We start from the raw sequence: 22,367 nt of genomic DNA, 5'->3' as shown, positions 1-22,367 counted from the left end.
TTTGTTCGCCCGGATCGCCATCGCTGCCCTGTTCGCCGCGCTGCTCGCCCTGCTCCCCGGGCCGGTGCGGGCCGAAGGCATAGAGCTCGCTCAGCTGGCCACGCGCCGCGCCGACGACGGCCTGGATCTCAGCTTCACGACTCATTTCGAGCTCGGACACACCGCCGAGGACGCGCTGCACAAGGGCGTGCCCCTGTATTTCGTCGTCGAGGCCACCGTGCTGCGCAACCGCTGGTACTGGCGCGACGCCCGCGTCGCCCGCGCCGAGCGCACCTGGCGCCTGGCCTGGCAGCCGCTGACCCGGCAATACCGCGTCTCCAACGGCGGCCTGCACCAGAGCTTCGGGACCCTGGAAGAGGCGATGACGGTGCTGCGCGGCCAAAGCGCCTGGCATATCGCCGATGCCAAGGACATCGAGGACAGCGGCAGCTACTACCTCGAGTTCAGCTACAAGCTCGATGTCACCCAGCTGCCGCGACCCATGCAGATCGGCCTGCAGTCGGGCTTTGCCCTCAGCATCGAGCAGAAGCGCAATTTCGCGCCCGATTTCAGCCTGAAATGACCAAAGTCGCTCGATGGGGCTGGGTCATCACCCTGGTGACCCTCACCGGCGTGGCCGGCGTGCTGGCCTTCGTGCTCATCGTCGGCACCACCTCCGACCGCCGCTTCTTCGAGCGCCACTACCACTGGCTGTACTGGGTCAATGTCGGCGTGGCCGCCGTGCTGACGCTGGTCATCCTGACCGCCGCCGTGCGTCTGGTCGTGCGGGTGCGGCGCGGGCGCTTCGGCAGCCGGTTGCTGCTGAAGCTGGCCGGCATCTTCGCGCTGGTCGGCGTGGTGCCGGGCGTCATGATCTACGCGGTCTCCTACCAATTCGTGAACCGCAGCATCGAGACCTGGTTCGATGTGAAGCTGGCCAGCGCGCTGGAGGCCGGCCTCAACCTCGGCCGCGGCACCCTGGACGCCATGGTGGCCGACCTCGGCGTCAAGACGCGCGACGCCGCCGAGCAGCTGTCCGAGAGCAGCACCCCCCAGCTGATCGGCCTGGAGCGCGTGCGCGACAAGCTCGGCGCCCGCACCGTCGCCCTGGTGGGCGGCAATGGCCAGATCCTGCTGGAGAGCGGTGGCGACACCCGCCAGCTGACCCCCGATCGCCCCAGCGGCGCCATGCTGCGCCAGGCCCGCGGCGGCGCCGTCGCCAGCCAGCTCGAAGGTCTGGAGGACGAGGCCGCGGCCCTGCAGGGCGGCGCCCAGATCCGCGCCCTGGCCCTGCTGCCCAACACCGAACTGCGCCTGGGCCTGGGCGAGCGCTATCTGATGGTGGTGCAGCGTATCCCGCCCAGCATGCTGACCAATGCGCTGGCCGTTCAGACGGCCAACAGCGAATACCAGCAGCGCTCGCTGGAGCGCGGTGGCCTGCGCAGCATGTATCTGGGCACGCTGACGCTGGTCCTCATCCTGGCCGTATTCGCGGCGCTGCTGCTGGCCGTCGCCCTGGGCAACCAGCTGGCGCGGCCGCTGCTGATGCTGGCCGACGGCGTGCGCCAGGTGGCCCAGGGCGACCTCTCGGTGCGCCCCGTGCTGGCCTCGCGCGACGAACTCGGCGGCCTGACGCGCTCCTTTGCCGACATGACCGGCCAGCTCGCCGACGCGCGCGCCCAGGTCTCGCGCACCGTGGCCGAGCTGGACGCCGCCCGCACCCACCTGCAGACCATCCTCGACAACCTGACCGCCGGCGTCCTCGTCTTCGACGCCCAGGGCAACATCGAGACCGTCAATCCCGGCGCGACCCGCATCCTGCGCCTGCCGCTGTCGGCCTATGTCGGCCGCTCGCTGGCCGAGGTGCCGGGCCTGGCCGAATTCGCCGCGGCCCTGGTGCAGCGCTTCGAGCAGCATCTGGGCCCCGACCCCGCCGAGCGCGACATGGACCGCGAGCTCTGGCAGGAGTCCTTCGAGCTGCAGCTCGACCCCAAGCAGGACCCGCTCAGCCTGCTGGTGCGCGGCGCGCCGCTGCCGCATAGCGCCCGCCTGGTCGTCTTCGACGACATCTCCGAGGTCGTGTCGGCCCAGCGCTCCGCTGCCTGGAGCGAGGTCGCGCGCCGTCTGGCTCACGAGATCAAGAACCCGCTGACGCCCATCCAGCTGTCGGCCGAGCGCATGCAGCACAAGCTCGAGGCCAAGCTCGAAGGTGCCGACCAGGCCATGCTGGTGCGCTCCGTCGCCACCATCGTCAACCAGGTCCAGGCCATGAAGCAACTCGTCAACGAGTTCCGCGACTACGCCCGCCTGCCGTCAGCCCAGCTCAAGCCCCTGGACCTCAATGCCCTCATCCACGAGGTGCTCAGCCTCTATGCCGAGCCCCAGGACAAGGGACGGCTGAGTGCCGAGCTTGCGCCGCAGCTGCCCGCCATCCGAGGCGACGCCAGCCAGCTGCGCCAGGTCATCCACAACCTCGTGCAGAACGCGCTGGATGCCGTGCACGAGCGCGCCGATGGCCATGTCACCGTACGCTCCTCGCTGTCGCTGACGGAGGCCGGCATACCGCGCTCGGTGCGCCTGCACATCATCGACAACGGCCCCGGCTTTGCCGAGAAAGTGCTCAAGCGCGCCTTCGAACCCTATGTGACCACCAAGGCCAAGGGCACCGGTCTGGGACTGGCCGTCGTCAAGAAAATAGCCGACGAACACGGTGCCCGCATCTCCTTGCGCAACCTGCATCCCGCTTCCGATGCGGGTTCTCCCCCTGATGGCAGTCTGGAGGCTGTCGTGATCGGGGCTCAAGTTTCGCTATCATTTTCGAATCTGGTCGCCGCCACCGAGCCCGGTGTGCAAGGCGCCAAGAGCTAAGGATTCATGGCCACGATACTTGTTGTCGACGACGAGCTGGGCATTCGTGCACTGCTGTCCGAAATCCTCAGTGACGAGGGACACACCATTGAGCTTGCCGAGAACGCCACCCAGGCGCGCGCGGTGCGTGAGCGCATGCGCCCCGACCTCGTGCTTCTCGACATCTGGATGCCCGACGTCGACGGCGTGACGCTGCTCAAGGAATGGGGCAGCGCCGGCCTGCTCACCATGCCCGTCATCATGATGAGCGGCCACGGCACCATCGACACGGCGGTGGAGGCGACCAAGTTCGGCGCCATCGCCTTCCTCGAAAAGCCCATCACGCTGCAGAAGCTGCTGCGCGCCGTGGAGCAGGCCCTGGTCAAGACGGCCCCGCCGCGCCCTGCGCCCGCCAGCCCCGGCATGCCCAGCTATGCCCGCGCCGAGATGAGCCCGCTGCAGACGGCGCCCGCCAGCATCGGCGGCAACAGCCACATGCCGGGCAACTCGCTGGCCTCCGAGCAGAGCTTCGAGCTCGACCGTCCGCTGCGCGAGGCGCGTGATGCCTTCGAGAAGAGCTACTTCGAGTTCCACCTCGCCAAGGAAAACGGCTCCATGACCCGCGTCGCCGAGAAGACCGGCCTGGAGCGCACCCACCTCTACCGCAAGCTCAAGCAGCTGGGCGTCGACCTCAGCCGCAACAAGCGCGGCGGCACGGGCTGAGGCCAAAACCCTGTGCTATAGTCGCGGACTTCGCTGAGCGGCCATCGGTCGTTTTGGCGATCAGAACAGAGGCCTGGTAGCTCAGTTGGTAGAGCAGCGGATTGAAAATCCGCGTGTCGGTGGTTCGATTCCGCCCCAGGCCACCAAATGCAAAACGGCTCCTCCAAGGAGCCGTTTTTCATTTGGCCACCTGGGGCGGATGAGAACACCACGTGGTTCGCTCAAGGCAGTCCAGTGGACTGCCTTGGACGTGGCCTGCGGCCACGGGCCGGAGCGCTCTGCGCGCAGGCCGAGGGATCGGTCCAACCGATCCCGAGCATTCCGCCCTCGTCCCGGAACGCCGCTGGTGTTGGCCCTAGCTGGGAGGCGAAGATGTGCGGCTGAGTATTCCGCCCCAGGCCACCAAGAATTATCAAGTGCGACAAGCACTTAAATGAAAGCCCCGCATAGCTTGCTATCCGGGGCTTTTCTACAATCGGATTGATCATCTACAAAGCGCGGCGGCTTTTTAGGGAGACGAATGGCGCGAGTTGCTTTTGTCGTTGGCATCGCCGTCCGCGGGCCAATTGCCCCCCGGGCATACCAGATCGGGAGCAAGCGAGTTTCCGTCTCGTATCCGGAGCAGTTCATCCTTCGTGGTGCCCCACAAACCGCGCCGCTGGTGTTCCCGCTGCCTAGCGGACGGAGCACTCAATTTGTCGTTGAGTGGGATGACGACGGGCGGTGCGTCGCCGCACTGCAGAGCAGTGGATTCGAGCGGCACTTGGTTGTATACGAGGCTCTAGGCGCGATCTCTGAATTGCTCCTGGCATTTAAGCTGGTGTGTATAGGTCACGCTGATGGCCGCGGTGTCCGTACTATCGGAATAGGCGACACGCTCTACTTTTACTCAACGGTGGATGGCGGCCAGGTAGCCGAACTCAACATGTCGTTGTGGCAACCTGCCGAGGCTGCTCAGGAGACGACTAGCCTCGCCCTGCCACACGTAGGCACGAGCACCATCCCACTCGCGCGCCGCTATGTCCGATGTTTTGAGCTTGTTGAGCATGGCTTCTACACTGAAGCCTTCCTCGTAGCGTTCGCCCTGCTAGACGACTTCGTCAATCAAACGGTGTCGGCCCTTCTGGAGAAGAAGGGGCTGGAAAGCAAGTCGGACCGTGCTGCCCTGATGCGGGGGATCAAGGAAAACCGACTCGCGATCTACCTAGGGCCATTACTGAAGGTGGTTGCAGGAACCGATATTCAGTCTTTGTGGTCGGGTGCCACGTCGGCACTGAACTGGTTCAATTCCACCCGCAATCGAGTTGCGCATGCGGCCGAGTCCGTCGAACGACCCGCTGCCACTTGGGCAATTTTTGCGAGCCTCAAAGTCGTGATTTGCCTGCGTGATGCAGGCTTTGCCTCTGCAGATATTCCGGTAGAAATTTTCAGAGAGGCAAAGGTGCTAGCGTCTTGGGCATTAGACCCACCGAGTTGGGTTCCAGATCAGGCTGTGGCGGAACTCATGGATTTCACGACGTAGCCTACGGGGCGGGGCAGCTCTCCCGATGGCCGCTGTAGCTTGGCACCGCCTGCGCCGGCTGCTGGCGAAGCATTGCCAAAGACAGACACCAACTTGAGGTCCAGGAGGTCTTATATGGAATCCGAATCGCGCGACGATTCGTCGAGCTCCAGCCTGTTCAGCGTAACGCGATTCGTGAGCTTCTGCCTCGTGCTGGTTGGTGCCCTGATCCTCAGTCGTGGTGTTTGGACCGCCTACACCGCGCAGCCCATTACCGAAGTCTCCGCGCTGCTGGGTGCCGGATTAGTCCTGCTGCTCGCCGGAACGATCGACCGGTTCGAGACCTTGAAGGGGTTGGGATTTGAAGCGAAGACACGCGAGATAAAGCGGCAGTTGAGCGAAGCAGGTGAGTTGGTCGACCAGCTTCGGGAACTTTCAGTCATGGCGTTCGCGAACCTTATCAAGCAGTCGGCGTTGGCCGGGCGCTGGGACAGCGCTCCAACCTTTGGCGAAGAGTACAAGTTCGCCATGCAAGCGCGCGAGAAGCTGGGCGCGCTTGAGGTTGACAACCTCACCATCAAAGGGTGCCTCAAGCCGTGGGTTGACATGGTGTTGTGGGACTGGGCAAGTGAGGCGGTCAATCCATGGCGCCAAGGCATGCACCAAGTAGTCATGGCAATGGACGAGCAGGCAAGATCATTTCAAGCGGCCGGGGACACCCAGGCCGCCGAGACCCTGAGGCAGCAAGCGCGGGATCTCGGTGAGTCCGGACGCCTGCGCGTAGAGGCGCTCTACCGAGGCCCGCGCGCCTCGTTGTTGCCTGACCTTCGAAACCTCCTCAGAAGCGAGCCGCGAGTGGCCGACGACATCCAGAGGGCAGCGCTGGATTGGATCGAGAGCTGGCAGGCAGAGATCGAGCACTTGCTGAAGCACAGTGAACTGCAAACCCCTGAGCGGTGGCTTCAGCAGTTCGACAAATAGGCGCTCAAATCGGCATTCATGTATCAGCGAAGCGGTTGAACGCGCTCCCCGACCCGGGCCCGGACATAGTGCTCGGTCATCTCACGATTTCGGCCGGCCGTTGGCCTGTCAACAGCGCCAGGTCCATCGCGTCGCGCGTGGTCTGGTCGGCCTTCTCCCACACGGCCTGGAACTCGTCATCGCTGATGTAGCGGTCGCGGCCCGCTTCCTTGCAGCCCTTCACGCCCCGCCAGGGATTTGCAGCTACCTCCAGACGTGCCCGCAGGGCTCAGCACCTACAATCGCACCAGACTGCTTTGAAATCCGCGTGAGGTGGCTCGATCCACCCGGCAGCCCAGATTGCAGACCCCTGATCTCCCTCGGAATCAGGGGTTTTGTTTTGTGGCCTTCGCTCTTGCGGCATTGCTGTCTGGCTGCGCCTCAGGTGGTGCAGTCCCGGCTTGCTGCCGGTGTTCGCAGGTCCGCCCATGGGCCTTCGACAGTTCCAATTTCCGTGGGTTGATCGATCTATCAAGGACCCACCCATGGCCGCTGGAAACACCCCCATGCACGACGAACTGCTGGCGCTCGTCGCCAAGAGCCTCAGCACCCGCCCGCTGAACGGCTTCGCGCAAGAGTCCCGCCTGGACGGCGAAAGCCTCAAGGACGCGGTCGAACGCTACGAAGTCGACTACGCCTGGCACGTCCTCGCCTCCGACCGCCTGCGCGACGAAACCGTCGCCCTGCTGCAGGCCAAGCTCAAGCACCCGGCCACTGATGCACAAAAAGCCTGCATCGCCGATGTCCTGAAGGCCGCCGCCGCGGGCCAGTCCGCCGACTTGCTGATGAGCTTTGACAGCGACGTGCCCGAAAAGTTGGCCGCGATGCTGTGCTCCGGGCACGAACACCAGGCGGTCGCCGAAGCTGAAGTGGTGGGCTGAGCGGCGCACGCCGCTCAAGGCCGCGCCTCACCCGGAAACCCCGCCTCCTTGTAGCGCCGCACCACGCCCTCCAGCAGCGGCTGCAACTCCTCCCGGCCATACCAGCGCCCGCCCGCCATCACGCCCAGCGGCTGGCGCAGCGTCGCCAGGCCATCCAGCGGATTGGCTGCGCTCAGCACCAGGTCGGCGCGTGAGCCCGGCGCCACGGTGCCGAAAGGTGTCTGGCCACGAAAGGCTCGAGCCACCATCTCGCCCGGCGCGCGCGATGCGGCCGCGAGGACCTGCTGACGCGACAGGCCGGCCGCCACGAGGCGCTCCATGTCGTCGTGCAGCGAAAAGCCTGGCGCCATGCCGGGAATCGCCGGCGCGTCGGTGCCGGTGATCAGCGGCACGCCGGCATCGCTCAGGGCCTTGACGAAGCGGCCGAGGAAGGCAAGCCGCTTGTCGAGGCTGCCGCTGCGGCCGTCATAGCCCGCGAGCTTCCAGCCTATGCGGTCCTGAGGCGAGACGTAGCGCGACTCGGGCGCGCGCAGATACGCCTGGACGACGGCAGGCTGGCCCCATTGGCGGGCGATAGCTGCGTAGGTGGCGAGATCGGCCGTGACAAAGGCCCCGCTGCGCTTGACCAGGTCGACGACGGCAGGGATCTGCGCATCGTCGGGCGCGGCGTTCTCATCCTTGGCGGTGTCGATGTCGAAGACGGTGTACAGAAACTCCTCGGCATGCGCGACCATCAGCTGCCCTGCGGCGAGCTGCTTGCGCAGGCCCACGCTGGTGACGCCGTGGCCAACGATGGGCAGGTTCTGCAGCCGGGTCTCGTCGACGAGGGCGTCGAACACCGCGGGCGCGAGGTCGTTGTAGACCTTGATGAAGTCGTGGCCATTGGCCTTGGCCAGGCGCACGGCCGAGCGCACCTCGTCGGGCGTGGTCACCACCAGGCCGCCATAGCGCGGCGAGCCGTCGATGCGCAGGGCGGTGTAGACATGGGGCGAGGGGATCTCGGCCCGATTGGCTTTCACCTTGGTGCGGCCGACGAAGCTGTTGGAGGCCTCGCCCATATTGAGCACCGAGGTCACGCCGTGGGCCAGGTAGACGCTCATGTCGGTGCGGGTGTCGGAGTGCACATGCATGTCCGCGAGGCCGGGCGACAACCAGGCCTTGCCATGGCCGTCGATGACGGTGGCGCCGGCAGGGATGGCGACATCCTTGCCGACGGCCTGGATGCGCCCCTCCGCGACAACCACGGTCTGGTCGGGCAGCACACCCTCCGTCGCCAGAGGCACGACATTGACGTGGACGAAGGCGATGGGCGGGGCGGCTCGTGCGGCGCCAGCGAGCGTGGCCAGGCCGAGCGTGAGGATGGCGATGAGATGACGCATGTCGATGGGGTGGCGCGCGGCGCGGGGAATGCGGTGAGAAACGATGCTAGCCACGCCGTCGGCGCCGGCCACCGCGGCGTGACGCCGTGCGGGATTCAGGGGCCGAAATGCGTCTCGAGAGCCAATGCCCGCGCCAAATACGCCGCTGTCCGGCTTCCCTGCGCCTGGGTCAGCGCTTCCGGCGTTCCATAAGCCACCACCCGCCCACCCTCCGCCCCCGCCCCCGGCCCGACATCGATGATCCAGTCGCAGGCCGCCACCACGCGCATCTCGTGCTCGATGACGACGACGGTGTTGCCTGCATCGACGAGGCCATTCAGCTGCACCAGCAGCTTGTCCACGTCCGATGGATGCAGACCCGTCGTCGGCTCGTCCAGCACATACAAGCTGTTGCCGCGTTGGGCCCGCTGCAGTTCCGTCGCGAGCTTGATGCGCTGCGCCTCGCCACCGGACAGCTCCGTGGCCGGTTGCCCCAGCCTCAGGTAGCCCAGTCCGATCTGCTGCAGCAGGGACAGCGGCCGGGCCAGCGCCGCGTCCTCGGCGAAGAAGGCCAGGGCCTCGTCCACCGTCATTCCCAGCACATCGGCAATGCTCCTGTCGCGCAGCCTCACCTTCAGCGTCGCCTCGTTGTAGCGCGCGCCATGGCAGGCCGGACAGGGCGCGTAGACGCTGGGCATGAAGAGCAGCTCCACGCTGACGAAGCCCTCGCCCTCGCAGGTCTCGCAGCGGCCCTTGGCGACGTTGAAGGAGAAGCGGCCCGCGTCGTAATGCTTGGCGCGCGCCGCGGGCGTGGCGGCGAAGAGCTTGCGCACATGGTCGAACAGGCCGGTGTAGGTGGCGAGGTTGGAGCGTGGCGTGCGGCCTATGGGCTTCTGATCGACCTGCACGAGGCGGCGGATGTGCTCGGCGCCGGCGGATATGCGGCCGTGCGTGATCTCGCGGGAAGGCTCGTCATCTTCATCGTCGGCCTCCGGCGCGGGCGGCTCGTGGCCCAGGGCCTGGCTGACGAGGTCGACCAGGGCCTGGCTGACCAGGCTGGACTTGCCCGAGCCCGAAATGCCGGTCACGGCGGTGAAGCAGGCTAGCGGGAAGTCGACGTCGACACCGCGCAGGTTGTTGCGCGTGACGCCGGCGAGCTTGAGCCAGCCGCGCGGCGCGCGCCGGGGCGGACGCACCTGCGCCTCGCGCGGGAACAGGTAGGCGGCCGTGCGCGAGGCCGCCACCGCTTCCAGCCCAGCCGGTGGCCCGCTGTAGAGCACCTCGCCGCCCAGCTCGCCGGCGTCGGGGCCGACGTCGACGATCCAGTCCGATTCGCGCATCAGGCCCAGGTCATGCTCGACGATGAAGAGGGAGTTGCCGGCGGCCCTCAGGTCCTTCAGCGCCTTCAGCAAGGCCTCGCCATCGGCGGGATGCAGGCCGGCCGACGGCTCGTCCAGCACATAGATGACGCCGAAGAGGTTGGAGCGGATCTGCGTGGCCAGGCGCAGGCGCTGCAGCTCGCCGCTGGACAGCGTGGGGGTGCCGCGGTCCAGCGACAGATAGCCCAGGCCCAGCTCATTGAGCGTCGTGATGCGCTCCAGCATGTCGTGGGCGATGCGCTGGGCGGCGATGAGCTTTTCCTCCGACAGATTGGGTGTGCGGCGCACGTCGGGTGCCGCGGCGTGGGCATGGCCGCCGGCCGCCACCCGCTGCGCCGTGTGGGCCTTGGACGTCTTGCGGCTGACGCCATGGCCCTGTGCGGCCGCGTGCGCCGCGCCTGCGGCGCTGGGCCGCAGCACCTCCGCCAGTTCCCGCAGCGGCATGCGCGACAGCTCGCCGATGTCCAGGCCTTCGAAGGTCACCGACAGCGCCTCGCGCTTGAGCCGCTTGCCTTCGCAGCTGGGGCAGTCGCTGGCCACCATATAGCGCGACACGCGGCGCTTCATCAGCGCGCTCTGCGTCGTCGCGAAGGTGTGCAGCACGTATTTGCGGGCGCCCATGAAGGTGCCTTGGTAGCTGGGCTCCATCCGGCTCTTCAGCGCAGCGCGGGTCTCGGCGGGCGTGAAGCCTGCGTAGACGGGCACGGTGGGCTGCTCGTCGGTGAAGAGGATCCAGTCGCGCGTCTTCTTCGGCAGGTCGCGCCAGGGTTTGTCCACGTCATGGCCCAGGGTGACGAGGATGTCGCGCAGGTTCTGGCCGTGCCAGGCGGGCGGCCAGGCGGCGATGGCGCGCTCGCGGATGCTCAGCGACGGGTCGGGCACCATGGACTGTTCGGTCACCTCGTAGATGCGGCCCAGGCCGTGGCAGGTCGGGCAGGCGCCCTGGGGCGTGTTGGGCGAGAAGTCCTCCGCGTACAGCATGGGCTGCCTGGGCGGGTAATGGCCTGCGCGCGAATAGAGCATGCGCAGCAGGCTGGACAGCGAGGTCGCGCTGCCGACCGACGAGCGCGCACTGGGCGTGCCGCGCTGCTGCTGCAAGGCCACTGCCGGTGGCAGGCCGTCGATCGAATCGACCGCCGGCACGCCGACCTGGTCGATGAGGCGGCGCGCATAGGGCGCGACGGATTCGAAATAGCGCCGCTGTGCCTCGGCGTAGATGGTCGAGAAGGCGAGCGAGGACTTGCCCGAGCCGGACACGCCGCTGAACACGACCAGCGCATCGCGCGGCACGTCGACGTCGACGTTCTTCAGATTGTGTTCGCGGGCGCCGCGAACGCGCACATATCCCGAGGGCTTCACGAACGGCCTCCTTGCTGGCGTGGGCCTTCAACCATGCATCCAGACGAGCGCTGCACCTGTAGGACAACCGCCTGCACGCCTACGCTGCGGGGCGGCCGCGTGGGCCACGATGGGGGCAACCGGAGAAACATCATGTCCAACCCTTGGCTGAAGAAGAACCCTTTCATGAGCATGTGGCTGAGCGCCGCGAACTCGGCAGCCGGCAGCGCGCGCGGGCAGATAGCCGCCAGCGCCAAGCGCCAGTCCCAGGCCGCAATCACGCAGGCGACGCAGGACGTGATGAGCTTCTGGACGGGCGCGCTGACCGGTCATCCCAAGCCGCCTGCCAGGCGCAAGACCAAGCGTTAGCCGGGTTCATCCCAAGAGGTAGCCGAGCAGCGCGAGCGCCACCACCACGGCGCCGACCAGCCACAGGGTGCGGTTGGCCTTCTCGCGATCAGCGACTGCGCTTGGACTGTCGGCACGGTATTCGAGCTGGCGATTGAGCGTGATGAAGTCCTTGGCGAAGCGCTCATTTCGCATCGTGCAGACGAAGCGAGGCGGCTCGAAAGCCGGGGCGATGTCGTCGCTGAAATCAAAGGCCGTGGTCATCTCGGTCGGCGGGGCGACCCGAAGATGCTCGGTCGCGCGCCAGACGTGGCGGCGCTGCGACCAGGCGATCAAGGCAAAAAAGGCCGCCAACGCGATGAGGACGCCCGCCACATCGAAGCGGCCCTTGAACAATTGCTTCAGCGTCAGATAGACCACGAACAACGCGGCGATCGCCGGCATCACGGCGCCCAGCATCTCACCGGTGGCAAAGCTTGAGAGCACCCGCGACAGTCGGCCCGCAGGAGCGGCCTGTTCGTGATGGACCGCCGCGCAGGTGGCGCAGAGGGGAACGCGCACGCTGGTCACGATGTGCTCCGTCGGTGCGTCGCTGTGAGTCCGCTGGAAAACCTTGGCGTACTCGATCTCGGCCGCTGCCGAGTTGCCGCAATTGGGGCAAAGCGGCGGAAAGCTCAGCGAGCCGGGGCTGCCCTGCAGCGTGAAGCGGTGGGGATGCGCCACGACCCCGGAATCCGGCAACCGCGGTTCAGAACGCGTGGTCATGGGTGATTGCCTTTCGAGGACGGGATGAGTTCAGCGTACCAGCCGTGCATCGATCGGCGGTTTCCGTTCCTGGCCATACTCTGCGGATGACCCGCGCGCGCCACCGCTTGCCTTTGCTGCTGCCCCTGCTTTTGCTCGCCGCTGCCACCCCGGTCGCCGCGGCTTGTGACCGCACGCCGCTGCCGGCGGCAAGCGCTCAATCACCGCACCGCATCCTCTTCGTCGGCAACAGCTTTCTGCACGGCCATATGCCGCCGGTGCTGTACTACAACGCGGCCCGCGTGACCGACCTGAACGGCACCGGCTATGGCGGCGTGCCGGGCGTTTTCAAGCAGCTGGCCGATGACGCCGGCCTGCATGTCGAGGTGGCCAGCGAACTGGTCAGCGGCCAGACGCTGCAGTTCCATCTCAACGACAAGCGCGCCCTGCTCACCAGCCGGCCCTGGGACATCGTCGTGCTGCAGGAATACAGCACGCTGAGCCCGCAGCGGCCCGGCGACGCGACGACCTTCATCGCCGCGGCAGGCCGGCTGGAGGCCGCGGTACACGGCGTGAACCCCGCCGCGCGCGTCTATCTGCTGGAGACCTGGGCGAGGGCCGATCAGGTCTACCGCACGCCCGGTGGCCGCTGGGCCGGCAGGACGCTGGAGGCCATGCAGGGCGATCTGCATGCGGCCTATGCGCAGGCCATGGCGCGGGCCGCCTGCATCGCCGGCGTGCTGCCGGTGGGCGACGCGGCCCTGCGCGCGGTGCTGGAGGGCGTGGCCGACCGCAACCCTTATGACGGCATCGACGCCGGCAAATCCAATCTCTGGGGCGACGACAGCTATCACCTCAGCGCCTGGGGCAGCTATCTCGAGGCTCTGGTGATCTTCGGACGCCTGAGCGGCCTGGACCCCGCGAGCCTGGGCGGCGCGCGTGCTGCCGGCCGGGACCTGGGGCTGACAGCGGCCCAGATCGAGGCGGCGCAGGCGGTCGCCTCCCGGCAATTGCGCACGCCGCACTGACGCGCGCGCCACGCGTTCGAGAAATGCCGCACGTTTTGGCGGCCGCGCCCCTGCAGGCCGGGGGGACGGGATTTGCGCGGGCGTCCCTACAGTCCGCGGCCATCACCCACGAGCCTGAGTCATGAAGTCACTGAAGAAGTTCGCATTCGCCGCCGCCCTCGCCACCGCAGCCGCCTCCGCTGCCGCGGCGCCCTTGACGCTGACCTACACCAAGTCGGCCCTGGCCGGCGGCCTGTATGGCTATGACTTCAGGCTGACCCTGGACAACCATGACGGCAGCTGGTCTGCCGGTCAGCAGTGGGACTGGATCATCTTTGGCGAAAGCGGCCTCAGCGCGCCCAGCCTGTTTGACACCAATGGCAGCGCCTCGGGCGGCCTGTCGTGGACGACCACCTCGTTCGCCGCGCCCATCACCACCGTCACCGAGAGCTCAGGTGGCCACAACGGCCCGACGCTGGCCGTCGGCGCCAACAGCGTGGTGCTGCCCGGCTGGTCGCCGGCAACGCTGGGCGATTTCATCGGCTGGTCCGGCACGTCGACCGTCAACGTCACCGACGGCACGATGAAGTGGAGCGCCCTGATGGCAGGCGGCGGCGCCCAGCCCATCAATCTGGAACTCGCCAACCCGCAGGCCGCAGCCCGCCTGCCCGAGCCGGCGGCCCTGGCCCTGGTCGCGATCGCGCTGGCGGGTGTCGGCGCGGCGCGCCGGCGCTCCAGCCGCTGAGCGCTCAGTTCCGCAGTGCCCGCTTCGCCGTCATCGCCATGAAGGCGGCGAAGACCACCACCACCCACAGGCCCGCGCTCAGCGAGGCATGCTCGGCGATCAGGCCGATCAGCGGTGGGCCGGCCATCATGCCGAGATAGCCCACGCCGGACACGGCCGCGATGCCGTGGGCCGATGACACGCCAGGGACTTGCGAAGCGGCGCTGAACAGCACCGGCACGACGTTGGACAGGCCCAGGCCGACCAGGGCGAAGCCGATCAGGGCGACGGCCGGCGAGGGCACGGCCAACGCCAGCGCCATGCCGGCGGCGCCGAGAACGCCGCTGGCGCGCATCAGCCTGGGCGGCGTGAGACGGGCCCGCACCCAGTCGCCGGCGAAGCGGCCCACGGCCATCGCGCCGCTGAAGCTGGCATAGGCCAGGGCCGCAGTGCTGGCCTCGCTGGCGCGCTCCTGCTTCATGAAGAGCACGCTCCAGTCGTACATCGCGCCCTCGGCGATCAGGCCCATGGACGCCAGCACGCCCAGCAGCAGCAGCGGTCCGCGCGGCAAGCTGAGAGGATGCTTTTCCTCTGCCGCCTTCTCGGGCACGGGCAGCATGGCGCGGCTGCCCACGAGCACGACGACGGCACCGATGCCGGTGGCCACCAGCAGATGGGCCTGTGGCGACAGGCCCAGCGCCGGCGCGGCGCTGCCCAGGCTGGCACCCGCCATGCCGCCCAGGCTGAACATGCCGTGGAAGCCGCTCATCAGCGGCCTGGCCGCCAGGCGCTCGATCTCGGTGGCCTCGGTGTTGATGGCGACGTCGACCAGGCTGCCGGTGATGCCGAACAGCAGCATGACGGCCAGCAGGGCCGTGTAGGCCGATCCCGCCAGCAGGCAGGCAATGGAGGCGCAACAGGCCACGCCCATCACCGCGGACACCGCGCGCGGCCCCCAGCGGCCGACGACACGGCCGGCCTGGGCCAGGGCCATCAGGGCGCCGACGCCGCCGGCCAGCATGGCGATGGCCAGGGCCTGCTCGCCCAGGCCGTAATGGCCCTTGACGGTGGGCACATGGACGCCCCAGGTCGCGAACATGACGCCGAGCACGAAGAACTGCGCGCGCAGCGCGCGCGACGCGCCGACGACGGAACTCACTTGGCGGTCGTCGAGCTGATGCGGGTAAAGAAGTCGTAGACCCCCTGGTCGCCCATCTTGCGGGCGTCGGCCAGCTCGCCGCCCTCGGTCGCGTAGAGCAGCTTGCCCTGGGGCGACAGCACGGCGACGGCGGGGATGCCCTTCTTCAGCGGCACGCGGTAGGCCTCGGCGATGTCGACATTGCGGTCAAAGCGGCCGACGTCGACCTTGACGACCTTGAAGCTCTTGGCGATCAGCGGGGCGCTGGGGCCATGCTTGAAGGTGTTGTCCAGCATGCGGCAGTCGCCGCACCAGTTGGCGCCGAAGACGACGAGGACGGGGACCTTGGCCTTCTCGGCCTCGGGCAGCGTGGCCTTGATGGCGGCCTTGGCGTCGACGCCTTCGTCATAGATGGCCGGCGGGCCGCCGGCCGTGGCGGCGAGGCTGGTGGCAAGGAGAAGGGAGGCGGTCAGGAAACGCATGGTGGTGGGGTGCGGATCAGGAAACGCTTCGCAGTTTGAGGCAAGAAAACTGGAAGCGATTCCAATGCCAGGATAAAACCAGGCTAACGGGAGGCCTGTTCGAAGAAGCGCCAGATCACGTCGTTGGCATCCAGCGCCTGGGAGGCCGCCTCCTTGCCACGGCGCACGCTGGAGGCGCCGGGCCAGGAATGGCCGCCGGTGTCGGTGACGCAGAGCTGCACCTGGGTGCCGCCGGCGCAGCCGCTGAAGGTCTCGCAATAGGCGCCCGCCTTGTCCAGCGTGCGCTGCGGTGGCATGGCGCAATGGTCGCGCTGCACCCAGCGTGAGAGGGTCTCGGGCACGGAGACAAAACTCATGACCTTGCTTTCGTCGCGGAAGGCGCCCGCGCCGGCGCCGCCGTTGAAGAGCACATGGTCGTCATCCTTGGCATGGATGTGCAGCACGGAGATGGGCTTGCTGGGCGTGCAGCTGGCGGTGGCGTCGGTGCCGGCGACAGAAGCCACGGCGCGGAAGACGTCGGCGGCCTCGCAGGCCAGGCGGTGGCTGAGCATGCCGCCATTGGACATGCCGGTGGCAAAGACGCGCCGGCTGTCGATGCTGTACTTCGCCTGGACGGCCGCGACGACGGCGCGCGCAAAGGCCACGTCGTCCACGTTCTTGTCGCGCGCATCGCCGCAGCAGCCGCCGGCATTCCAGGTGGCGAACTTCCCGCCCGGCAGCTTGCTGTAGCCGTTCGGGAAGGCGACCACGAAGCCAGCCTCGTCGGCCTTCTTCTGCAGGCCGTATTTCTCGTCGTCGGCCATGTACTCGGCATGGCCGCCACCGCCGTGGAAGGCCAGCACGAGAGGTGCCGGCCGGGCGGCGTCATAGCCCGCCGGCAGGTGGACCAGCGCCTTGCGGCCCTGGACCTGCAGCTCCTGCAGGCCGCCCTTGTCAGCGCGGCGCTGTTCCATGCGCGCCTTGATGCGCTCGCGCAGCGTCCCTTCAGCCTGCGCTGCCGGCAGCAGCGCGGCGAGCGCGACGGCGAGCAGCAGGCTGCGCATGGGCTTCAACCGCCGCCGCCCAGGGCGCGGTACAGCGCCACGAGGTTCTGGGCGCGCTGGCTCTGCACCTGCACCAGGGTTTGCTGGGCTGCGAACAGCGAGCGCTGCGCGTCCAGCCGGTCCAGGGCGCTGGAGACGCCCGCGGTGTAGCGCTGCTCGGCCGCGTTCAGCCGGCGTGTCTCGGCGTCCACCTGGGCGGCCAGCGCCGCGCGCTGCTCGGCCAGCGTGGCGCGGCCGGCCAGGCCATCGGCCACCTCGCGGAAGGCGGTCTGGATGGCCTTCTCGTACTGGGCCAGCGCGATGTCTCGCGAGGCCCGCGCGCTGTTGAGGTTGGCGCGGTTGCGGCCAGCGTCGAAGAGGGGCTGCACCAGCGACGGCGCAAAGCTCCAGGCCGAGTTCTTGAACAGGTCCGACAGATGGCCGCTGGCCGTGCCGACGCTGCCGGTCAGCGTGATGCGCGGCCAGAAGGCGGCGCGGGCGGCATTGATGTTGGCATCGCTCGCACCGAGCTGGAACTCGGCCTGGCGGATGTCGGGCCGGCGCGTCAGCACCTCGCTGGGCAGGCCGGCGGGCAGCTCCGCCAGGGGCTCGAAGTCGGCCAGGTCGCCGGTGGGGGCGGGCAGGTCGGCCGGCAGCGGGCCGCCGATCAAGAGTGCGAGCGCGTTTTCGTCGAGCTGGCGCTGGCGCTGGGCCTGGGCCAGCACGGCGCGGGCGGCCTGCCAGGAGGACTCGGCCGAGCGCAGGTCCAGCTCGCTGGACACGCCGCCGTCAAAGCGCTGACGGGTCAGCGACAGCGATTGCTCGCGCGTGCCCAGGGTGTCGCGGGTGATCTTCAGCAAGGCCTCGTCGGCCTGCAGCGCGATCTCGGCATTGGCGACGGCCGCGACGAGTGCCGTGCGCACGGCCTGCTGGTTGGACTGGGCCGCCAGCACCTGCGCCGCAGCGGCAGCGCTCAGGCCACGCAGGCGGCCGAACAGGTCCAGCTCATAAGCCGAGACTTGCAGGCCGGCCTGGTAGACGCTGTTGATGCCGCCGGCTGCCGTTGGTGTGCGCGAGCCGCTGATGCCGGCATTGACCGTCGGCCAGAGGTCGGCATCGCGGGCCGCGGCGCTGGCGCGGGCCGTTTCGATGTTCAGCGCCGCAATGCGCAGGTCGCGGTTGTTGGCCAGGGCCAGCGGGATCAGCTTCTGCAGCCGCTCGCCCTTGAAGGCCTGGGCCCAGGGCAGCTCGGCGGCGGCGGTGCCTCCCGGGCCGCCGGCTTGGGGGAAGGCTGGCGGCACAGCGGCCGCGGCGGCTTCGGAAGCGGCCGGGCGCTTGGGCTCGGGGCCGGCGCAGGCGGCCAGCAGCGCTGCGGCGGTGATCAGCGTGAGAGAGGTCTTCATGCCTGGCTCCCCGACTCTTCTTCCTTCTCGTGGGCATCGCGCCGGCGCTGGCGTTCGCTGCCGGGGAAGAACCTGCGCACGACGACGAAGAACACCGGCACGAAGAACACGGCCAGCATCGTGGCCGAGATCATGCCGCCCATGACGCCGGTGCCGATCGCGCGCTGGCTGGCCGAGCCCGCGCCGCTGGCGAGCACCAGCGGCAGCACGCCGAGGATGAAGGCCAGCGACGTCATGATGATGGGGCGGAAGCGCAGGTGGGCGGCTTCGCGCACCGCGTCGAACACGCTCCTGCCATGGGCCTGCAGGTCCTTGGCGAACTCGATGATGAGCACCGCATTCTTGGCCGACAGGCCGATGATGGTGATCATGCCGACCTTGAAATAGACGTCGTTCTCCAGGCCGCGGAAGGTGGCCCCGAGCACCACGCCCAGCACGCCCAGCGGCACGACGAGGACGACGGCCAGCGGGATGCTCCAGCTCTCGTACAGCGCGGCCAGGCACAGGAAGACGGCCAGCAGCGAGAAGCCGAACAGGATGAAGGCCGTGGAGCCCGAGAGCTTTTCCTCGCGCGACTGGCCGGTCCATTCGTAGCCGAAGCCCTCGGGCAGGGTGGCCGCGATCTTCTCCATCTCGGCGATGGCCACGCCGGTGGACACGCCCTTGGCCGGCTCGCCCAGGATGCGCACGGCCGAATAGCCGTTGTAGCGCACCGTCTGCATGGCGCCGGTGATCCATTTGCTGGTGGAGAACGCGCTCAGCGGCACCGGCTGGCCGGCGCTGTTGAGGACGTTGAGCCGGCCGAGGTCCTCCGGCTGCATGCGCGCCGGCGCGTCGGCCTGCACGATGACGCGCTGCAGCCGGCCGGCGTTGGGGAAGTCGTTCACATAGCTGGAGCCCAGCGAGGTACCCAGCACCGCGTTGACGGCGCCGATGTTGACGCCCAGGGCCTGGGCGCGGTCGCGGTCGATGCTGAGCTCCAGCTGGGCGGCATCTTCCAGGCCGTCGGGGCGCACGGCGTTCAGCAGCGGGTTCTTGGCCGCGGCGCCCAGCAACTGGTTGCGCGCGGCGAGCAGCTCGGCGCGTGTGTGGCCGCTGCGGTCCTGCAGGCGGAAGGCGAAGCCGTTGGCCCGGCCCAGGTCGCGGATGGGCGGCGGGCTGGTCGGGAAGATGATGGCATCGCGCACTTTGCTCATCGCTCCGAAGGCGCGGGCCGCCAGGCTTTGCGCCGAGTGCTCGGCACCGTGGCGCTCGTCCCAGGGCTTGAGCGTGACGAAGGCCAGGCCCGCGTTCTGGCCCGCGCCCGAGAAGCTGAAGCCGACGACGCCGACCATGCTCTCCACTTCGGGCTGGGCCAGCATGTAGCCCTCGACCTGCTTGACCACTTCCAGCGTGCGGGCCTGGGTGGCGCCCGGCGGCAGCTGGATGTTGACGAGGATATTGCCCTGGTCCTCATTGGGCACGAAGGAGGTCGGCAGCTTCTGGAACACCAGCACGGCCGCCGCGATGACGGCGACATAGACGATGGCCATGCGCCCGCCGCGGTAGATGAACCTGGCGACCCAGCCCTCATAGCCCTTGGCGGTGCGCGAGAAGCTGCGGTTGAACCAGCCGAAGAAGCCGCGCTTCTCCAGGTGGTGGCCGGCCTCGACGGGCTTGAGCAGCGTGGCGCACAGGGCCGGCGTCAGCGACAGCGCCAGGAAGGCCGAGAAGGCGATCGCCGAGACCATCACCGCCGCGAACTGGCGGTAGATGTTGCCGATGGAGCCGCTGAAGAAGGCCAGCGGCACGAACACCGAGATCAGCACCACCGTGACGCCGACGATGGCGCCGGAGATCTGGCTCATGGCCTTGCGCGTGGCCTTGAGCGGGGACAGTCCCTCCTCGCTCATGATGCGCTCGACGTTCTCCACCACGACGATGGCGTCGTCCACGACGATGCCGATGACCAGCACCATGCCGAACATGGTCAGCACATTGATGGAGAAGCCCAGGGCCAGCAGCGTGGCGAAGCTGCCCAGCAGCGCGATGGGCACCACCAGGGTCGGGATGACGGTGTAGCGGATGTTCTGCAGGAACAGGAACATCACCAGGAAGACCAGCGCGACGGCCTCGACCAGGGTCTCGACGACCTGCGAGATGGAGATGTCGATGAACAGCGAGCTGTCGTAGGGGATGCTGGCCTTCACGCCGGCCGGAAAGTAGGGCTCCAGCTGCTTCAGGCGCTGCTTGATGAGCTTGGCCGTCTGCAGTGCGTTGGCCGACGGTGCGAGTTGCACGCCCACGCCGACCGACGGGTTGCCGTTCAAGCGCGTGGAGCGGCCGGTATAGCTGTCGGCGCCCAGCTCGATGCGGGCCACGTCCTTGAGGCGCACGGTGGAGCCATCGGGGCTGGCGCGCAGCACGATGTTGCCGAACTGCTCGACGCTGGTGAGCTGGCCGCGCACGACGACGGTGGCCGCCACCGGCTGGCCCGGCACATTGGGCAGGTCGCCGATGGAGCCGGAGCTGACCTGGGCGTTCTGGGCCTGGATGGCCGCATTCACGTCGGCGGGTGCGAGGCGATAGCCGACCAGCTTGGCCGGGTCCAGCCAGATGCGCATGGCGCGCTCGGTGCCGAACAGCAGGCCCTGGCCGACGCCGGGCACGCGCTGGATCTCGGGCAGCACGGTGCGCGAGGCGTAGTCGCCCAGCGCGATGGGGTCGAAGGCCGGGTTGTTGCTCGACAGGATGATGAAGAGCAGGAAGTTGGGGTTGGCCTTGTCGACCCGCACGCCCTGCTGGATGACGGCCTGCGGCAGGCGCGGCTGGGCTCGTGCGTAGCGGTTCTGCACGTCCACCTGGGCCAGGTCCGGGTTGGTGGCCGGGTCGAAGCTCATCGTGATGGAGCCGGTGCCATCGGCTTGCGCCACGGCCTCCATGTAGATGAGGCCGGGCGAGCCGTTCATCTCGCGCTCGATGACGCTGATGACCGAGTCCTCCAGCGTCTGGGCCGAGGCGCCGGGGTAGGACACCGACAGCACGATGGACGGCGGCGCCACCGGCGGGTATTGCGCGATCGGCAGCTGCGTGACCGCGACGGCGCCGATGACCGTGATGAAGAGGGCGATGACCCAGGCAAAGATGGGCCGGTTGATGAAGAACTGCGCCATCTGGGGTCAGCCCTTGGAGGCGGCCGAAGCGGGAGCCGCGGCGGGGGCCGAGCCCGCGGGCGACCACGGCACCGGGCGTGCCTTGCCGCCAGCCTTGGCCTTCTGCAGCCCATCGACGATGACCTTCTCGCCGGCCTTCAGGCCGCTCAGCACCAGGGCCTTGCCGTCCTGGGCCGGGCCCAGCTTGACGGGCCGCGCGCTGACGCTGCCGTCCTCGGCCACGACCAGCACGGTCTCGCCCGTTGCGCCGCGGGCGACGGCCTGCTGGGGCAGCCAGACGCCGTCGGCCACCTCGGCCTGGGCCAGGCGCACGCGCACATACAGGCCCGGCAGCAGCAGACCCTTGGGGTTGGGCAGCTCGGCGCGCAGCGTGATCTGGCCGGTGGCGGCATCCACGCTGAGGTCGGAGAACAGCAGCCTGCCGGCTTGCGCGTAGACGCTGCCGTCTTCCAGCAGCACCTGCACCTTGGCAGCCTCGGTGCCGCCGGCGCGCTGCAGCTTGCCGTCCGCCAGGGCCTGGCGCAGGCGCATGACCTCGGCGGCCGACTGCGTGAAGTTGACGTAGAGCTTGTCGATCTGCTGCACGATGGCCAGCGGCGTGGCCTCGCCCTGGCCCACCAGGGCGCCTTCGGTGACGAGGGCGCGGCCGATGCGGCCCGCGATGGGTGAGGTGACGGCGGCGTAGCCGAGGTTGATCTGGGCCGTCTGCACGGCGGCCTTGCCGGCGGCCACGTCGGCCTTGGCCTGCATGGCGGCGGCCTGGGCGTTCAGGGCCTCCTGAGCGCTGACGGCCTGGGTTTTTGCCAGCGGTGCATAGCGGTCGGCCAGGGACTGGGCCTGGGTCAGGTTGGCTTCGGCGCGCGCGAGCTGGGCCTGGGCGCTGGACAGCGTGGCGCGGTAGGGCGCCGGGTCGATCTCGAACAGGGCCTGGCCGGCCTTGACGTCGCTGCCTTCGGTGAAGAGGCGCTTTTGCAGGATGCCGGCGGCGCGGGCACGCACCTGGGCCACGCGGAAGGCTTCCAGCCGACCGGGCAGTTCGGCGGCCAGGTCGGCCCGCCCGGGTGCCACGGTGACGACGCCCACCTCGGGCGGCGGCGGCGCGGCTGCTGCGGGCTTGCTGTCGCCTCCGCCGCAAGCGCTCAACCCCAGCCCGGCGACCAGTGCGGCCCAGGTGCTCAGGCGAGCACCGCTACCCCATGCCAACTTCATCTTTGCGTCCTGTTCGACTTGCTTCTCGACAGCCCGCCCCGGCGCCGGCTTGGGCGCCCGGAGCAAAACCGCTGACTGTAGCCATGCAATCGCTTACACGCCGGTGAAGCAA

Annotated in this window: 19 protein-coding genes and 1 tRNA gene; 10 read left to right on the top strand and 10 right to left on the bottom strand. The window is 68.4% G+C overall.

Features of this window, described 5'->3' with window-relative positions; genetic code table 11:
• The first annotated feature begins 1 nt into the window (after nucleotide 1).
• From J2X20_RS11610 to J2X20_RS11585, 6 genes are all read left to right on the top strand, one after another.
• The gene (locus tag J2X20_RS11610) at nucleotides 2-562 is read left to right on the top strand and encodes a DUF4390 domain-containing protein (protein WP_310264639.1); all 561 of its coding nucleotides are present in this window, start codon (nucleotides 2-4) and stop codon (nucleotides 560-562) included.
• Complete coding sequence (locus J2X20_RS11605) at nucleotides 559-2,847, top strand: sensor histidine kinase (RefSeq protein ID WP_310264637.1); 2,289 nt, start codon at nucleotides 559-561, stop codon at nucleotides 2,845-2,847. Before J2X20_RS11610 ends, J2X20_RS11605 begins: the two co-directional genes overlap by 4 nt.
• Before the next feature lie 6 nt (nucleotides 2,848-2,853).
• Entirely contained in the window at nucleotides 2,854-3,549 is a 696-nt protein-coding gene (locus J2X20_RS11600) for a response regulator (protein WP_310264636.1), read from the top strand.
• A gap of 70 nt (nucleotides 3,550-3,619) precedes the next feature.
• Nucleotides 3,620-3,695, top strand: a tRNA-Phe gene (locus J2X20_RS11595).
• 374 nt (nucleotides 3,696-4,069) lie between these two features.
• Nucleotides 4,070-5,071: a hypothetical protein gene (locus J2X20_RS11590; RefSeq protein ID WP_310264634.1), complete on the top strand. Its 1,002-nt coding sequence runs from the start codon at nucleotides 4,070-4,072 to the stop codon at nucleotides 5,069-5,071.
• Between the two features lie 114 nt (nucleotides 5,072-5,185).
• The gene (locus J2X20_RS11585) at nucleotides 5,186-6,031 is read left to right on the top strand and encodes a hypothetical protein (protein WP_310264631.1); all 846 of its coding nucleotides are present in this window, start codon (nucleotides 5,186-5,188) and stop codon (nucleotides 6,029-6,031) included.
• Nucleotides 6,032-6,107: 76 nt separating this feature from the next.
• Here the strand turns inward: J2X20_RS11585 and J2X20_RS11580 are convergent, their stop codons facing one another.
• Nucleotides 6,108-6,254 (bottom strand): hypothetical protein, encoded by a 147-nt coding sequence (locus J2X20_RS11580; RefSeq protein ID WP_310264629.1) that lies wholly within the window; start codon nucleotides 6,252-6,254, stop codon nucleotides 6,108-6,110.
• A gap of 322 nt (nucleotides 6,255-6,576) precedes the next feature.
• On the opposite strand from J2X20_RS11580, the gene J2X20_RS11575 reads away from it, so the two are divergent.
• Nucleotides 6,577-6,951, top strand: a complete 375-nt coding sequence (locus tag J2X20_RS11575) for a hypothetical protein (RefSeq protein WP_310264627.1) — start codon at nucleotides 6,577-6,579, stop codon at nucleotides 6,949-6,951.
• A gap of 14 nt (nucleotides 6,952-6,965) precedes the next feature.
• On the opposite strand, the gene J2X20_RS11570 is transcribed toward J2X20_RS11575, so the two are convergent.
• Together J2X20_RS11570 and J2X20_RS11565 are read right to left on the bottom strand one after the other, a co-directional pair.
• Nucleotides 6,966-8,330, bottom strand: a complete 1,365-nt coding sequence (locus J2X20_RS11570; protein WP_310264625.1) for an amidohydrolase family protein — start codon at nucleotides 8,328-8,330, stop codon at nucleotides 6,966-6,968.
• A 95-nt stretch (nucleotides 8,331-8,425) separates the two neighbouring features.
• The gene (locus tag J2X20_RS11565; RefSeq protein WP_310264623.1) at nucleotides 8,426-11,047 is read right to left on the bottom strand and encodes an excinuclease ABC subunit UvrA; all 2,622 of its coding nucleotides are present in this window, start codon (nucleotides 11,045-11,047) and stop codon (nucleotides 8,426-8,428) included.
• Nucleotides 11,048-11,179: 132 nt separating this feature from the next.
• Between J2X20_RS11565 and J2X20_RS11560 the strand changes: the two genes are divergently transcribed.
• Complete coding sequence (locus tag J2X20_RS11560) at nucleotides 11,180-11,395, top strand: hypothetical protein (RefSeq protein ID WP_310264621.1); 216 nt, start codon at nucleotides 11,180-11,182, stop codon at nucleotides 11,393-11,395.
• 6 nt (nucleotides 11,396-11,401) lie between these two features.
• On the opposite strand, the gene J2X20_RS11555 is transcribed toward J2X20_RS11560, so the two are convergent.
• The gene (locus tag J2X20_RS11555) at nucleotides 11,402-12,139 is read right to left on the bottom strand and encodes a hypothetical protein (protein ID WP_310264619.1); all 738 of its coding nucleotides are present in this window, start codon (nucleotides 12,137-12,139) and stop codon (nucleotides 11,402-11,404) included.
• 86 nt (nucleotides 12,140-12,225) lie between these two features.
• Here J2X20_RS11555 and J2X20_RS11550 point away from each other — a divergent pair, with 86 nt between their 5' ends.
• Together J2X20_RS11550 and J2X20_RS11545 are read left to right on the top strand one after the other, a co-directional pair.
• On the top strand, nucleotides 12,226-13,146 hold the full coding sequence (locus tag J2X20_RS11550) for a PEP-CTERM sorting domain-containing protein (protein ID WP_310264618.1): 921 nt from the start codon (nucleotides 12,226-12,228) through the stop codon (nucleotides 13,144-13,146).
• Between the two features lie 121 nt (nucleotides 13,147-13,267).
• Nucleotides 13,268-13,870 carry a PEP-CTERM sorting domain-containing protein gene (locus tag J2X20_RS11545; protein ID WP_310264616.1) on the top strand — a complete coding sequence of 201 codons (603 nt, stop codon included), beginning with the start codon at nucleotides 13,268-13,270 and terminating at the stop codon, nucleotides 13,868-13,870.
• Nucleotides 13,871-13,874: 4 nt separating this feature from the next.
• Here J2X20_RS11545 and J2X20_RS11540 read toward each other — a convergent pair whose 3' ends face one another.
• The 6 genes from J2X20_RS11540 to J2X20_RS11515 form a co-directional block, all read right to left on the bottom strand.
• Entirely contained in the window at nucleotides 13,875-15,008 is a 1,134-nt protein-coding gene (locus J2X20_RS11540; protein ID WP_310264614.1) for an MFS transporter, read from the bottom strand.
• Nucleotides 15,005-15,469, bottom strand: a complete 465-nt coding sequence (locus tag J2X20_RS11535; protein WP_310264611.1) for a thioredoxin family protein — start codon at nucleotides 15,467-15,469, stop codon at nucleotides 15,005-15,007. Before J2X20_RS11535 ends, J2X20_RS11540 begins: the two co-directional genes overlap by 4 nt.
• A gap of 83 nt (nucleotides 15,470-15,552) precedes the next feature.
• Nucleotides 15,553-16,512: an extracellular catalytic domain type 1 short-chain-length polyhydroxyalkanoate depolymerase gene (locus J2X20_RS11530; RefSeq protein ID WP_310264608.1), complete on the bottom strand. Its 960-nt coding sequence runs from the start codon at nucleotides 16,510-16,512 to the stop codon at nucleotides 15,553-15,555.
• Between the two features lie 5 nt (nucleotides 16,513-16,517).
• Nucleotides 16,518-17,894, bottom strand: coding sequence for an efflux transporter outer membrane subunit (locus J2X20_RS11525; protein ID WP_310264606.1), 1,377 nt, complete (start codon nucleotides 17,892-17,894; stop codon nucleotides 16,518-16,520).
• Entirely contained in the window at nucleotides 17,891-21,046 is a 3,156-nt protein-coding gene (locus J2X20_RS11520; protein WP_310264604.1) for an efflux RND transporter permease subunit, read from the bottom strand. Before J2X20_RS11520 ends, J2X20_RS11525 begins: the two co-directional genes overlap by 4 nt.
• 6 nt (nucleotides 21,047-21,052) lie before the next feature.
• Nucleotides 21,053-22,255: an efflux RND transporter periplasmic adaptor subunit gene (locus J2X20_RS11515; protein WP_310264602.1), complete on the bottom strand. Its 1,203-nt coding sequence runs from the start codon at nucleotides 22,253-22,255 to the stop codon at nucleotides 21,053-21,055.
• Nucleotides 22,256-22,367: the final 112 nt, after the last annotated feature.

Origin of the sequence: Roseateles saccharophilus, from assembly GCF_031458095.1 — a bacterium.
GTDB classification, from domain to species: Bacteria; Pseudomonadota; Gammaproteobacteria; order Burkholderiales; family Burkholderiaceae_C; genus Pelomonas; species Pelomonas saccharophila_A.
Note: the sequence above shows the minus strand (reverse complement) of the source record. Positions and strands in the feature narration are given on the sequence as shown.